Genomic DNA, 13,956 nt, shown 5'->3' on the forward strand with positions numbered 1-13,956 from the left:
AGCAATGCGTGCGCTTGATGCAGCTTCGATACATGCGGCCAGGAATCCTGCCACAATCGATCCGCCGTGTACCGCTGGCGCGTTACTTACGCCGCGCGCCGGCCATCTTCGTCAAGGTGTTGCGCGCCTCGCGCGACATCGCCGCTCTGTCACTTTTCCGGCGCAACCCGCGTTGCGTCGTGCCGTTCCGCGCGCTGCGGCACGGCGCCGAACAGGAGACAAGTCCGCCATGCCTACCCTCTGTGAAATCTGCAATGCGCGACCCGCTGTCGCGCGCGTGACCGTCGTGCAAAACGGCGAGCGCAAGTCGATGTCGATCTGCGACTACGACTATCGCCAGCTGATGCGGCATCAAAGCATGCTCAATCCATTCGATTCGCTGCTGGGCGGCGGCGGTTTGTCGCGCTTCTTCGGCGGCATGGAAGGCGGCGGCCACGATGTCGACGACGATCACGGCTTCTCCGCCGAAGTGCCGCGCGAGTCGGTCGACGCGACCGATGCCTTCAGCGAGCAGACACTCGAAATTCTCCAGCGGGCCGCCGAGAAAGCGCACGAATTGCGTCGCACCGAACTCGACACCGAGCACCTGCTTTACGTGCTCGCCGACACGGACGTGTGCGCGGCGCTGCTCAAGGAACTCAAGCTCTCGCCGCAGGACATCAAGGGCTATATCGACGCGCACGCGCAGCAAGGCACCGCGCGCGAAGACGCAGCCATCGACAAGATGACGATCTCGCCGCGTCTGAAGAAGGCGTTTCAGTTCGCGTTTCAGGCGTCGCGCGATCTCGGCCATTCATACGTCGGCCCCGAGCATTTACTGATCGGCCTCGCGGCGGTGCCGGACAGCATCGCGGGCACGCTGCTCAAGAAGTATGGCGTGACGCCCGAGGCGCTGCGCCAGAAGGTGGTGAAAGTGGTCGGCAAGGGCGCGGAAGACGGTCGCGTGGATGCGCCCACGAACACGCCCACGCTCGACAAGTTTGGCCGCGATCTCACGGCCATGGCGCGGCAGGGCAAGCTCGATCCGGTGCTGGGCCGCGCGCAGGAAATCGAGAACACGATCGAGGTGCTCGCGCGCCGCAAGAAGAATAATCCGGTGCTGATCGGCGAGCCTGGCGTGGGCAAGACCGCGATCGTCGAAGGGCTCGCGCAGCGCATCGTCAATGGCGACGTGCCGGAAGTGTTGCGCGGCAAACGGCTCGTCGAGGTCAACATCAATTCGATGGTCGCGGGCGCGAAGTACCGCGGCGAATTCGAGGAGCGCGCCAAGCAGTTGATCGACGAAGTGACCGCGAAGAACGACGAGCTGATTCTCTTCATCGACGAACTGCACACCATCGTCGGCGCGGGGCAGGGCGGCGGCGAAGGCGGGCTCGATATCGCGAACGTGCTCAAGCCCGCGCTCGCGCGCGGCGAGCTGAGCCTGATCGGCGCGACCACGCTCAACGAATATCAGAAGTACATCGAGAAAGACGCGGCGCTCGAACGGCGCTTTCAACCCGTGCTGGTGCCCGAGCCCACGGTCGAGCAGACCATCGTGATCTTGCGCGGCCTGCGCGACAAACTGGAAGCGCACCATCAGGTCACGTTCGCCGACGACGCGTTCGTGGCCGCCGCCGAATTGTCGGACCGCTATATCACCTCGCGTTTCCTGCCCGACAAGGCGATCGACCTGATCGATCAGGCGGCCGCGCGCGTGCGGATCGGCGCGACTTCGCGGCCTGCCGATATCCAGGAGCTCGAAGCGGAAATCGTGCAGCTCAAGCGCGAGCAGGACTATGCGTCCTCGCGCAAGCGCTACGACGAAGCGAAGAATTTCGAGGAACGCATCAAGGAAAAGCAAACGAAGCTCGACGATCTCACCGAGGCGTGGCAGCGCAAGACCGGTTCGGAAACGCTCGAAGTGACGGTGGCGTCGATCGCGGAAGTCGTGTCGCGCCTGACCGGCATTCCGGTCGCCGATCTCACGCAGGAAGAGCGCCAGAAGCTGCTCAAGATGGAAGAGACACTGCGCGAGCGCGTGGTCGGGCAGAGCGATGCGGTGGTGGCCGTGAGCGATGCGGTGCGTCTGTCGCGCGCGGGGCTCGGTCAGGAGCATCGGCCGATTGCCACGTTCCTGTTTCTCGGGCCGACAGGCGTCGGCAAGACCGAACTCGCGAAGGCGCTGGCCGAAACCGTGTTCGGCGACGAGCAGGCGATCGTGCGCATCGACATGAGCGAGTACATGGAGCGGCACGCGGTCGCGCGGTTGATTGGTGCGCCGCCGGGTTACGTGGGCTACGACGAGGGCGGCCAACTGACCGAGCGCGTGCGTCGGCGGCCGTACTGCGTGATTCTGCTCGACGAGATCGAGAAGGCGCACCCCGACGTCTATAACGTGCTGCTACAGGTGTTCGACGACGGCCGCCTCACCGACGGCAAAGGTCGCGTCGTGGACTTCAGCAATACGATCATCATCGCCACGAGCAATCTGGGTGCGCAGATCATCATGGAGAATCTGGAGCAGCCCGAGGCGAAGCGCAAGAGCGACAAGGATGTGCGCGGCGAGTTGATGAAAGTGCTCAAGGGCCACTTCCGTCCGGAGTTCCTCAATCGCATCGACGAGATCATCGTTTTCCATGCGCTCTCGAAAGACAACATCCGCAATATCGTGCAGATCCAGCTCGACCGCGTGACGCGCACGGCGGCGGCGCAGGGCATCACGCTGAAGATGAGCGAGGCGCTTGTCGATCATCTGGTGGAGGTGGGGTATCAACCGGAATTCGGCGCGCGCGAACTCAAGCGGCAGATTCGCCAGGAAGTGGAAACGCGGCTCGCGAAGGAGATACTCGGCGACGCGCTGCAATCGGGCGATACGGTCGAACTGGGCTACGACGCGAGCGCAGAAGAAGTCACCATCAACAAGATCGCGGTGCCGCCCGATGTGAAGGAAGGCAAGGCCGCGAAGAAGGCGAAGGGTGACGGCAAAGGCGCGAAACCCGACGTCAATGAAGTCGCGCCCGAGATTGCCGCCGACGACGCCGAGGGCGATCCGCCGCCGCCTCCGAAGAAGAACGGCAAGGGCGCGGGCAAGTCGAAATCGGCGTGATCGGTGTGATCGATATGCGCTAGAAGCGCTCGCGTGGAAACCGGCGTCGCGTGCGGCGCCGGTTTTTCATGGTCGCAAGATAGTTCGGCATACTGATGAATGGCGGTTAGCCGACTTCCCACCAGGCAGGCAGCAGCGCGCGCACGTCGGGCCGCGCAAAGCGGTCGTCGAGCAGATGCACCACGCCGCTGTCGCGCTCGGTGCGGATCACGCGGCCGGCCGCCTGCACGACCTTGCGCAGACCGGGAATCAGATAGGTGTAGTCGAAGCCCGCGCCATAGAGCGCGTCCATGCGCGCGCGGATCGCTTCGTTCACGGGGTTCACCTGCGGCATGCCGAGCGTGGCGATGAAGGTGCCGATCAGCCGCGTGCCCGGCAGGTCGATGCCTTCGCCGAACGCGCCGCCGAGCACCGCGAAGCCCACGCCGCTGCCGCCTTCCACGAAGCGTGCGACGAAGTCCTGCTGCTGCGCTTCATCCATCGTGCGCGACTGCATCCACACCGGTACATGAGGATGACGCGCGACGAAGGTATCGGCGGCGCTTTGCAGATACGCGTAGCTGCTGAAGAAACACAGATAGTTGCCCGGGCGCTGCGCATATTGCGCGGCGACGCGCGTGACCAGCGCGTCGAGCGAGCGCTCGCGGTCCTTGTAGCGCGTGGAAATGTCGCGCGCGATCTGAACGTCGAGTTGTTCCGCGCGAAACGGCGTGCCGATCTCGACGTTCACCGTATTCGCGGGCAGACCGAGCATGTCGGCGTAATAGTGCGTCGGCGCGAGCGTGGCGGAAAACAGCGTGACGCTGTGCGCCGCCGCCACACGTGGACGTAACGCGCCCGCGGGCACGATGTTGCGGATGCAGAGCGCGGAGCGCGTGCGCTTCGCGTTGCTCGCGGCGGGCAGCGGCGTGACGTCGAAGATCGAATGCTGATCGAAGCGCTCGGCGATGCGCAGGAAATGCAGCGCGTCAAAGTAAAAACGTTCGAGTTCGGGATCGCGCACGAGCGCGGGCTCCGCGAGTTGATCGCCGATCGCGCCGATCACGTCGCCGAGCGCGGCGATCAGGGCGTCGGGCAACGCGTCGCTCGCGCGCCACGCGTGCGGCTGCACGGCGTTTTCGGTGTTCCAGTGGCGCGTGAGGCGGGTGAGCGCGCGCTTGACCGGCGCGCTCGCGCCGCGCTTCACGGCGTCGAGCCGCGTCTGCACGAGTTCCGCCGAGTACATCGCGCGGGCGCGTTCGGGCAGGTTGTGCGCTTCGTCGACGAGCAGGCTCGCGCGCCATTGATTGTGCGCGGCGAGCATGAACAGCATGGCGCTCACGTCGAAGTAGTAGTTGTAGTCGCCGACGATCACGTCGCTCCAGCGCGCGAGTTCCTGGCCGAGGTAATACGGACAGACCGCGTGATCGCGCGCGACGTCGCGCAGCGTGGCGCGATCGAGCCGCACGCGCGCGAGCGCCGCCGAGCGCGCGGCAGGCAGGCGGTCGTAGAAGCCGCGCGCAAGCGGACACGATTCGCCATGACACGCCAGTTCGGGATGCTCGCAGGCCTTGTCGCGCGCGACGAGTTCGAGCACGCGCAGCGGCAGCGCTGTGTCTTCTTGCGTGCGCGTCAGCGTCGCGAGTGCATCGAGCGCGAGCTGGCGCCCCGAGCTTTTCGCGCTCAGAAACAGCACCTTGTCGATGCCCGCGCGCGGACACGCCTTCAATTGCGGAAACAGCGTGCCGATCGTCTTGCCGATGCCGGTGGGCGCTTGCGCCAGCAGGCAGCGTGCTTGTGTGGCCGCGCGCCAGACCGCTTCGGCGAGATCGCGCTGGCCGTGACGGAAGTCCGCGTGCGGCAGTTGCAGCGCGGCGAGCGCCGCGTCGCGCGCGCTGCGATGCGCGCTTTCCTGTTCGGCCCATGCGGAAAATCGCGCGCACTGCGACTCGAACGTGGCGCGCAAATCGGTGGCGCTGGCCTGTTCGGTGAGTGCGGTTTCGCGGCCCGAGGCGATGTCGTAGTACACGAGCGCGAGTTCGATCGTGTCGAGCGCCCGCTTCTCGCACATCAGCGCGCCATAGACGCGCAGTTGCGCCCAGTGCAGCGCGCGGTGGTTTTCGCGCATGGCGTCGAGATCGCCGCGATAGGTCTTGAACTCTTCGAGCCGGCGTTGCGCGGGATCGTAGCCATCGGCGCGGCCGCGCACGGTCAGCGTGCCGACGGTGCCGGTCAGCGCGATTTCGGTTTCGTAGCCCGAGGGGCGGCGCGCGGCGATGGCGGCATGCCCGGCGCGGCCTTCGCTCGCGTCGGGCGATGGCGTGAAGCGCAGGTCGAGGTCGCCGCGCTTCGCGGTGAACTCGCAGAGCGTGCGCACGGCGACCGTGTAGCTCATCGCGCTGTTTCCGGGTGGGACGCGAGCGTGCCGCTATCGCTTTCTTCGCGCTCGTCGCTATCTTCGCGGGCCCAGCGCGCCTGCAGCACCGTGACGGGCATGCCGTGCGACGCGCAATAGGCGAGCCAGCGGCGCTGGTTGTCCTGCAGGCGGTCGCCGGGGCCTTTCACCTCGATCAGCTCGTAGCGGCGTTCGCGCGGCCAGAAGCGCACGAGGTCGGGCAGACCCGAGCGGTTGGCGGCGGGTTCGCGCAACAGACGCTCGAACCACAGACGCAGATGCGCGGCCGGAAAGCAGTCGAGCGCGAGCGTGAGCAGCGTGTCGTCGAGCGCGGGCCACGCGACGTAGGGCGACTGGACGCCGTATTTCTCGCCGAAGCGGGCGAAGATGGTCTCGCGATAGCGGCCGTCGTCGAGTTCGGCGAGACAGGCCGCGAAGCGCTCGGCGCGCCGACTGACGAAATCGGCGGCGTGGAGGTCGGCAGGGCCGCGCTGGAAAGGATGGAAGAACGCGCCCGGCAGCGGCGCGAACAGCGCGGGCCAGCAGAGCAGGCCGAACAGACTGGTGATTAGCGTGTTCTCGACGTAGAACACGGGCGCGTCGTCGGTGCTGAGCGCGCGGCGCGATGCTTCTTCCACGCGCAGAGCCGCCCACGCGGCGGGCAAGGTCAGCGAGAGCTTCGCGTGGGTGGACGCGGCGGTGTCGTCCGCTTGGCTTGCGTGTTTTTTCGCGCGTGTGCGCAGCAGGCGGCCGAGCGTGCGCGCCGCGCGTTGCGCCTCTTCCTCGTTCGCCGGCGCGGCGGCAATCGCCTGCGCGAGGGCCACGGCTTCGTCGCGGCGCGCGAGTTGTTCGAGCACGCGCACGCGCCGGTAGCGCGACTCCGGATGCGCGCTGTCCACGTAGGCGCGCCACGCGAGGTCGGCTTCGCTGGCGCGCTCGGCGGCGAGCCCCACGGCGTGGCGCAGACGGTCGTGACGCGCGCGCAGCCACGCATTGCCGTGCGTGCGGGGCGCGAGAGCGTCGAGCGTATCGAGCGCGTACGCGAGGCCCGCGACCGGATCGTCGGCGAGATCGAGCGCTTCGCGGCAATCGCGCAGGGCGAGATAGGCGTCGATGTCGGTGCGCTGCTGGAACGCGCGCGACGCCGCATCGAGCGGCACCTGCTCGTAGCGATAGACGCCCAGATCGGCGAGCACGAACTCGGTCCAGTCCTGGCGCAGATTGCCGAAGAACATCAGGCGCAGGCGCTCGCACAGCGGCGCAGCGTTGAAGCGGAACACGGCGTCGGCGGAAGCGGGGAACCACGCGGCCCATTCGCGTGCGTCGGGCGCGAGAGCGTCGAGCGCGGCAAGCGTGGCGGCGCGCGTGGCGCTGCGTTTGTCGAGCGCGTTGAGCGCTTGCACGGCGGCTGCGTGCGATGGCGCGTTGGCGGTGTCGGCCAGGTCGGGCTCATGGGTGACTTGCGCGAGGTGCGCAGCGAGCGCCAGCAATTCCGCCTTCGTGACGATTGCCGCGAGCGCATCGAAAGCGAGCACGGGCGCGCCGTCGAGCCAGCCGCCCGCCACCAGCGGCGCAGCGGCTTCGCGCGGGCAGCCGATTTCGGCGTAATCGAGCTTGCTGACGCGAAAATCCGGGCCTTTGCGCATCAGCATGCGCACGAACAACGCACGCGAGGCGCGCGGCAGGGCGACGAATTCGCGCAGGAAGCGGCGTTCCCCGTCGTCGAACAGGTCGGCGCAGCGCGCGTCGAGCCAGCCGAGCGCACGCTCGAAGTTTGCGAGGTAATAGAACGGATCGGGGGAGTCGGGAAGCACGCGCGGCACTGTACGGATATACAGCAGCGATGATAGCAGGCCCGCGCCGCCGCGCATCGCTTCGACGGAGGGCGCGGCCTACCGTAGGCTACAATTGCCGCAGCCTGAAAACCGAACCGCGCTTCGAGCGCATGAAAGAGCGATGAATAAACGGAATGTCAGCCTCGTCGGCCTTGCGGCCGGCGTTACCCTGCTCGCGGGATGCGTCGCGCAGTATCAGAATCCGGGCGCCTGCGAGCAGGAGATGCGCACGCGGCTGAACCAGGCGTCGCTGGGCGAACTCTCCGTCACGCATACCGCCGTGGCGTATCGCGGCGAACGCGTGGTGATCGAAGGGCATCTCGAACGCGGCGCGTTGCCGGCGTCGGAGGCGGTCGCCGCATCGGCGGCTGTGGCTGCGAGCGGGGCACATGCGGCTACGGGTGCTTCGAGTGCTGCGGTGGCGTCGGCGGCTTCGGCTGCGTCGGGCGCTTCGTCGACGCATGCAGCGGAAGCCAAGCCCTCCACGCCCGTCGAGCTGATCGCCCGCAAACTCGGCCTGCACAAGGCGCCGCCCACGGCCACCGCCGCCGAGTGCACCTACGATCACACCGGCAGCCTCACGTCGTTCCACTGGCTCGCGCCGGCCGCGCTCGCGAAGACCACGCCGGCTTCCGACGCCAGCGCGCAAGACTAAGCACGTTTCGTCCATCATGACGAGGCGCGCTGCGCGCGCCTCGCTCCGTTTTCCCCCTCGTCATCAGAACGCGAAGTACGGTCCCGCGCCCACCGGCGTCGCCTGGGCCTCGATCGCCGTATAGACGCGCTTGCCGAAGAAAAACGGCAGGCCCCATCCGAACGCATGGCCGTTGTAGCCCGCCAGATTCGCGAACGCCCAGTTGCCGCTCGCGAAGAGCGTCTGCGCGCTGTCGATCGAAAGCGCGGCGGGCGCGCCGGTGCCGTCGATGCCCTTGATCGTCGCGCTGAGACTTTGCGGCGATGACGGGCAGTACCAGACGCCGCAGCGCGTGAGCGTCGCGTTGGCGAAGAAGAATCCGTTCGAGCCGCTGTCCAGATAGCTTTGCGCGTAGACGCTGCCGTCCGAGGTGGTGGTCGAGACGAAGCCCGTCACGGTGTTCGCGCGCAGCACAGTCGCGCCGCCGAGCGCGTTGTTCGACTGCGAGCCGATGCCGAAGATCAGCGATCCGGACACGCTCGATGCGCCGGTCGCGGCCACCGCGGGCAGGTCGAGCACGACGCCGTTGTTGTCGGTGGCGAAGGCGGCGACGGGGTTGCGCACCTGCTGCGCGAGCGGCTGCGCGCTGGCCGCGCAAGTGCCCGACGCGCACGCGTAGTACCACGATCCCGACGCCTGATTGACGCACGACGCGCCGCAGTCGGCATCGAACGGACCGACGCCGAGGATGCCGTTCGCGCGCAGCGTCCCGGGCGTCAGCATCGCGAGGCCGCGGCCCTGGCAGGCGCTCGGCGTGGCGGGCACGGCCGGGTCGGCGATCACCTGGATCGGCAGCGCGGACGCCACTTCGCCCGCGAGCCGCACGTCGGCGCTGCGCACGGCGCCCCAGGTGTAGCCGCTGCCGAAGCCCGCGCATTCGCCCGCGATGGCCTGGCCGCCGCCCGCCGACACGGCGGGCAGATTCAGTCCGGCGGGCAGCGCGGAAGCGAGCAGCCGCAGGCCCTGCGAACCGGTGTCCACCTGCACGTTGCCGATGGTCGCGCAGGTGTTCGTGCCCGGCACGCAGACGGTCACGGTCGTGGTGAGCATGTTGCGCGTCGAGCTGGGCGTGGCCGCGACGCTCACGGGATGCACGTTGGGCGTGCTCGACGGCGGCACGCTCGTATTGCTGGTGTTCGGCGCGGGCGTGGCCGCAGGTTTGACGGCGGTAGGCGCGGCGGTCGCGCTGGGGGCGGGCGGACTGCCCGCGCCGTTGCCGCCGCCATCGCCCCCGCCGCCGCCGCAGGCGACGAGCGTGACGCTCAGCGCGAGCCCAAGGACGCTCGCGCAAGCGAGCAGGCGCATGCGGCGGCGGGATGGCGCAGACTCTTGTGCCCGCGCTGGAAGTTCATGTGCGTTCATTGCAGTGCCCTCTCAGTGATGCCGACGGGCAGCGCGCCGGGCAGCCACGCGCGCCCGATGTAACCGCGCATGTGACCGCCGGTTTCGACGATGACCGATGGCGTTTCCACGCGCGCGGCGTGCAGTTCGTCGCCGCCGGCGGCGTGCAGCGCTGCCGCGCCGCTGTGCCAGGTGGCGGCGTACGGGCCGAGGAGTGTGTCGAGATTGGGCGTCGCCGGGCCTTGCCAGGTGTAGGCGAAGATCCGCCGGCTGCGGGCGTCGATGTAGACGTTGACGGTCGTGCCCGCGGCATCGGTGTAGCTCGCCATCCGCGCCTCGCCGCCCGCGACGCTGTGCGCGGGCGGCGAGGCGGCTTCGGCGGCGGGGGCGATGTCGCCGAGCGCGGCGTGCGCGACGGCGGGCAGACCGGCCAGGCACACGAGTGCGCAGGTAACTGCGCGGGCGACAGACGTGACGCGGCCCGCCTCGGTGAGGCTGCAAGTTGTCATATTTCTCTCCGTTAGATTCTTTTTTCGAGATGTTTCTTTTCTTTTTGAGAAAAGTAGCACCGGGCCCTTTCAGGCAAGCCCACCGAACGCGCGACACCGCACTGCGCAAACTCGAGCGAACCTCGATAGAACCCGCAGTCGCTTGATTTGTAAGGAAAAGCTGAGCAAAAGGGCACAATCGGCAAGGCTTACCGAATGTTGATAAACGTTAATTTGATTACGGGAAATGCCGGTAAAGGCCGCGCGGACAGGGCGTTGCGCGCGAGGAAAGCGTTTCAAGCGGCGTTGTCGCCCCCGGCTTTTTGCACATCACGCCGAGTCGCCGGTAAAATGTTTGGTTGATCCACGAAACCGGACGTGGCCTAAGCCGAAGGGATTACCCGAACATGAGTGATTTTCATCAACGTCTTGCCGCACGCGCCTTTGCGCTCCTGATGGCGGGCGGGTTGGTCGCCGGCTGCAGTTCGCCGTCGCCGAACAAGATCGATTACCGCAGCGACGCCAAGGCGAAGCAGGCGTCGCTGGCTGTACCGCCGAACTTGCTGGACGAAACGTCCGACCAGCGTTCGGTGGCGCCGCAGGGCGGCGAGGCCTCGCTGTCCACGCTCAAGCAGGTCCAGAGCGACGCGCCGTCGTCCGACCAGCAGACCCAGGTGCTGCCGCAGGTTCCGGGCATGCACATCCAGCGTGACGGCACGGAAAGCTGGCTCGTCATCGACAGCCGCACGCCCGCCGACGTCTGGGCCCAGGTCCGCCGCTTCTGGCAGGAACAAGGCTTCCTGCTGGTCGTCGACCAGCGCGACAAGGGCGTGATGGAAACGGACTGGAACGAAACCCATCCGAAGATCAACGACGGTCTGATCCGCAACACGCTGTCGTGGGCCACGGGCAACTCGTACGTCACGGCCGAGCGCAACAAGTACCGCACGCGCCTCGAAACGTCGCCCACGGGCGGCACGTATGTGTTCATCAGCCAGAAGGGGCTGAGCGAGCAGCTGTCGGGCACCAACAACGAGACCAGCAAGTGGGTGCCGAAGCCCAACGATCCGGCGCTCGAGCAGGAATACCTGAAGCGCCTGATGATGACGCTCGCGAACGCCAAGCCGGGCGTGCCCGACGCGCAGGTCGCGAAGGACGTCGACGCGAAGGCCAACGCCAAGGACGCGAAGTCGAAGGCACCGGACGCGGCCGCCGCCGCCATCGCCGCGCAGAACGCCGCAGCCGTGGGTCAGAGCCAGCCGTCCACGCCGACCGGTAACACGTCGGGTCAGTACACGTCGAGCGAACTCACGCTCGGCGAGCCGTATGACCGCGCGTGGCTGCGTGTGGGCGTCGCGCTCGATCGCGCCAACTTCACCGTGGACGACCGCGACCGCTCGAAGGGCATCTACTACGTGCGCTACGTCGATCCGCAGGATATGACGTCGGCGGAACAGGGCTTCTGGAACCAGATCTTCCATGGCCGCAAGGAAAAGATCGCCAAGCAGTACAAGGTGAACGTGCGCGCCGTGACCGAGAACCAGACCCGCATCGCCGTGGTCGACGACAAAGGCCAGATCGACTCGTCGCGCCCGGCGCGCGAGATCATGGGCCTGATGGTCGAAGAGCTGCACTAAGCGATTTGCAACCGGACGAAGGCGCGCTGTCCGTCGCCTTCGTCCGGTCCGCGATCGTTAAAAAGCCCGCCTGCGTCAAGCAGGCGGGCTTTTTATTTTGCTGCGGAGTATCGCGCGCTCAGTGCGGCGGAATCATCCACGTGAAGACGTTCTGCTGGAGCCAGACGAGCAGGCCGAGCAGCACCGTCATCAGGATCGAATGCTTGAAGGTGCGTGCGAAGACGTGGCCTTCCTTGCCCTTGAGCTCGGTGGTTGCGACGCCCGTCGCGATGTTCTGCGGCGAGATCATCTTGCCCATCACGCCGCCCGACGAGTTGGTCGCCGCCATCAGCACGGGATTGAGGTTGAGCTGCTGCGCGGCCACCACCTGCAGGTTGCCGAACAGCGCGTTGCCCGAGGTGTCGCTGCCCGAGAGGAACACGGCGACCCAGCCGAGGAACGCGGACACCAGCGGGAAGAACGCGCCCACCGACGCCACGCCGAGCCCGAGCGTGTAGGTGAGGCCCGAGTAGTTCATCAGAAACGCGAGCCCGACGATGGTCGCCACCGTGAGAATGGCGATGCGCGTCTGCACCCACGTGTCGACGATCGCGCCGCCGAAGTCGGCGGGTTTAAGCCGCACGACGAAGGCCGTGATGATCGCCGCCACGAGGATCGCGGTGCCCGTGGCGAGCGGCTGGAAGTCCCAGATCGCGCCGTACGGCGTCTTGTAGAGCGTGATGAAGACGGCCTTGTCGAGACCCGGCCACGGCACTTTCACGTCGCCGATCGCGAACACCTTCGCCACGGTCCAGAGAATCACCACGACGGCCACGATGATCCACGGATACCAGCCTTGCGCGCCCGAGACGGCGCCGCGCACTTCCTTCGCGCGGTCGACCTTGATCTCGAAGGCGGGATCGGGCGCGGGTTTCCAGACGCGCAGAAACACGATGGTCAGGATCAGCGAAACGAGCGACGACAGCACGTCGGTCAGGCTGTAGTTGATGAAGTTCGCGGTGACGAACTGCGTGATCGCGAAACTGCCGCCCGAGACCAGCAGCACCGGCCAGATGCGCAGCATGCCGCCCACGCCCGCGTAGATCGCGATCACGTAGAACGGCAGCAGCAGGGCGAAGAACGGCAACTGGCGGCCGACCATCTGGCCGAGCACGTCGGCGGGCAGATGCGTGACCGCGCCGAGCACGGTGATCGGCACGCCGAGCGCGCCGAACGCCACCGGCGCGGTGTTGAAGATCAGCGTGAAAGTGAGCGCTTCGAGCGTCGGGAAGCCGAGCATGATGAGCAGCGAACTCGTGATCGCGATCGGCGTGCCGAAGCCCGAAATGCCTTCGAACAGCGCGCCGAACGAGAACCCCACCACGACGAGCACGATGCGCCGGTCGTTCGGCAGATTGTCGAGCAGCCACATGCGGAACGCCGCGAAGCGCCCCGAACGCAGCGCGATGTTGTAGAGCAGGATGGCCGTGACCACGATCCACATGACCGGCCACAGCGCGAACACCACGCCGTTGAGCACCGCGCTCACCGCCAGATTGACCGGGAACTGCCAGCCCGCGATGGCCACGATCAGCCCGACGACGAGGCCCGCGAGCGAAGCCTGCCACGCGGGGCGGCGCGCCCAGCCGAGCAGGACGAGCACCACGGCGATCGGCAACACCGCCACGATGAACGACAAGAGCAGCGAGTTGCCGATGGGTGTCAACAGCTGATGAAACATGACGTCTCCTTTGTGCTGGTTCGTATCGGCGCATCGATGCGTGGGCGCAAGGCGTGCCGGGCGTGGCGTCGGCGGGGCGGACGGCGCGCGGCGGCGTGCGTCGTCGAGAAGGAGGGCGATGTAGTTAAGGCAGTGCTTCAATCCCCGGTGCCCCTAAGCAGGATAGAAAATGGGCGCGGAGCGTCAAGGAGGGAAAGTACGGTCGTGTGCGGGCCGGGCGCGCGGGAGGGGCAGCGGTTCGAGTGCGGATGCGATGCCGCGCGATCAGCGATGCCAGTGTCCGCCGCCGCCCCAGTAGCCGAAGCCGAACGAGATCGACGGCGCGCCCCAGCCCCATGCGGGATACGAATAGTAGGCGGGCCAGGCCGGATAAGCCGGATAGTACGCAGGCCAGACCGGCCACACGGGCGCGGCGACGACGACCGGCGGCGTGGCCGTGAGCGAACCGGGATACTGCGCGTCGGGAATCGCGGCGGGCGCGGGGTTGGGCGCCGCGGTCCAGGTCGATTGTGCCGATTGCTGCGTTGGATAAGCCGACGTTTCCTGCTGCGTGCCGGCGGCGGGCACCGCGCCGGCGTAGTACGGCGAGTAGGACGAGTAGGGCGCGTAGCCGTATGGCGCGTAGTAGTAGCAGCCCGAGAGCGCGAGCAGCGTGACGGCCGCGCCTGCCGAAGCGGCGCGCTTCACGTATCGCGCGGGCGTGGAAGCGCGGCAAGCCGACACAGACGAAGACAGCATCGATACAAACGCAAACGGGTATTGCATGACGGGCTCCGAGG

At 67.2% G+C, this 13,956-nt stretch carries 9 protein-coding genes; 3 read left to right on the forward strand and 6 right to left on the reverse strand.

Translation table 11 applies throughout. From position 1 onward, the window contains the following. The first annotated feature begins 229 nt into the window (after positions 1 to 229). Positions 230 to 3,088 carry an AAA family ATPase gene (locus SB764_RS27780; RefSeq protein ID WP_410865736.1) on the forward strand — a complete coding sequence of 953 codons (2,859 nt, stop codon included), beginning with the start codon at positions 230 to 232 and terminating at the stop codon, positions 3,086 to 3,088. Between the two features lie 106 nt (positions 3,089 to 3,194). On the opposite strand, the gene SB764_RS27785 is transcribed toward SB764_RS27780, so the two are convergent. Next, positions 3,195 to 5,462, reverse strand: a complete 2,268-nt coding sequence (locus SB764_RS27785) for an ATP-dependent DNA helicase (protein ID WP_410865738.1) — start codon at positions 5,460 to 5,462, stop codon at positions 3,195 to 3,197. Continuing rightward, a complete protein-coding gene (locus SB764_RS27790) occupies positions 5,459 to 7,276 on the reverse strand; it encodes a VRR-NUC domain-containing protein (RefSeq protein ID WP_410865740.1) in 1,818 nt (605 codons plus the stop codon). The genes SB764_RS27785 and SB764_RS27790 overlap by 4 nt, the downstream gene beginning before the upstream one ends. Positions 7,277 to 7,418: 142 nt before the next feature. On the opposite strand from SB764_RS27790, the gene SB764_RS27795 reads away from it, so the two are divergent. Beyond that, positions 7,419 to 7,952 (forward strand): hypothetical protein, encoded by a 534-nt coding sequence (locus SB764_RS27795; RefSeq protein ID WP_176079153.1) that lies wholly within the window; start codon positions 7,419 to 7,421, stop codon positions 7,950 to 7,952. 63 nt (positions 7,953 to 8,015) lie between these two features. On the opposite strand, the gene SB764_RS27800 is transcribed toward SB764_RS27795, so the two are convergent. After that, a complete protein-coding gene (locus SB764_RS27800) occupies positions 8,016 to 9,296 on the reverse strand; it encodes a DUF3443 domain-containing protein (protein WP_410865742.1) in 1,281 nt (426 codons plus the stop codon). A 53-nt stretch (positions 9,297 to 9,349) separates the two neighbouring features. Next, positions 9,350 to 9,841 carry a DUF2844 domain-containing protein gene (locus SB764_RS27805; RefSeq protein ID WP_065060324.1) on the reverse strand — a complete coding sequence of 164 codons (492 nt, stop codon included), beginning with the start codon at positions 9,839 to 9,841 and terminating at the stop codon, positions 9,350 to 9,352. Positions 9,842 to 10,227: 386 nt separating this feature from the next. Between SB764_RS27805 and bamC the strand changes: the two genes are divergently transcribed. Then, positions 10,228 to 11,457, forward strand: coding sequence for an outer membrane protein assembly factor BamC (gene bamC / locus SB764_RS27810; protein ID WP_065060323.1), 1,230 nt, complete (start codon positions 10,228 to 10,230; stop codon positions 11,455 to 11,457). Between the two features lie 118 nt (positions 11,458 to 11,575). Here the strand turns inward: bamC and SB764_RS27815 are convergent, their stop codons facing one another. Further along, positions 11,576 to 13,177 carry an L-lactate permease gene (locus SB764_RS27815; protein WP_065060322.1) on the reverse strand — a complete coding sequence of 534 codons (1,602 nt, stop codon included), beginning with the start codon at positions 13,175 to 13,177 and terminating at the stop codon, positions 11,576 to 11,578. Between the two features lie 264 nt (positions 13,178 to 13,441). Further along, positions 13,442 to 13,942: a hypothetical protein gene (locus tag SB764_RS27820; RefSeq protein ID WP_260183321.1), complete on the reverse strand. Its 501-nt coding sequence runs from the start codon at positions 13,940 to 13,942 to the stop codon at positions 13,442 to 13,444. Positions 13,943 to 13,956 lie beyond the last annotated feature (14 nt).

The organism is Paraburkholderia sp. SIMBA_027 (assembly GCF_046535315.1).
GTDB lineage: Bacteria > Pseudomonadota > Gammaproteobacteria > Burkholderiales > Burkholderiaceae > Paraburkholderia > Paraburkholderia tropica.

Excerpts from the sequence above, each read along its gene's own strand:
- SB764_RS27820 (WP_260183321.1), bottom strand. The coding sequence starts at position 13,942 with ATGCAATACCCGTTTGCGTTTGTATCGATGCTGTCTTCGTCTGTGTCG.
- SB764_RS27785 (WP_410865738.1), bottom strand. The coding sequence starts at position 5,462 with ATGAGCTACACGGTCGCCGTGCGCACGCTCTGCGAGTTCACCGCGAAG.
- SB764_RS27795 (WP_176079153.1), top strand. The coding sequence starts at position 7,419 with ATGAATAAACGGAATGTCAGCCTCGTCGGCCTTGCGGCCGGCGTTACC.
- SB764_RS27815 (WP_065060322.1), bottom strand. The coding sequence starts at position 13,177 with ATGTTTCATCAGCTGTTGACACCCATCGGCAACTCGCTGCTCTTGTCG.
- SB764_RS27800 (WP_410865742.1), bottom strand. The coding sequence starts at position 9,296 with ATGCGCCTGCTCGCTTGCGCGAGCGTCCTTGGGCTCGCGCTGAGCGTC.
- SB764_RS27780 (WP_410865736.1), top strand. The coding sequence starts at position 230 with ATGCCTACCCTCTGTGAAATCTGCAATGCGCGACCCGCTGTCGCGCGC.
- bamC (WP_065060323.1), top strand. The coding sequence starts at position 10,228 with ATGAGTGATTTTCATCAACGTCTTGCCGCACGCGCCTTTGCGCTCCTG.
- SB764_RS27805 (WP_065060324.1), bottom strand. The coding sequence starts at position 9,841 with ATGACAACTTGCAGCCTCACCGAGGCGGGCCGCGTCACGTCTGTCGCC.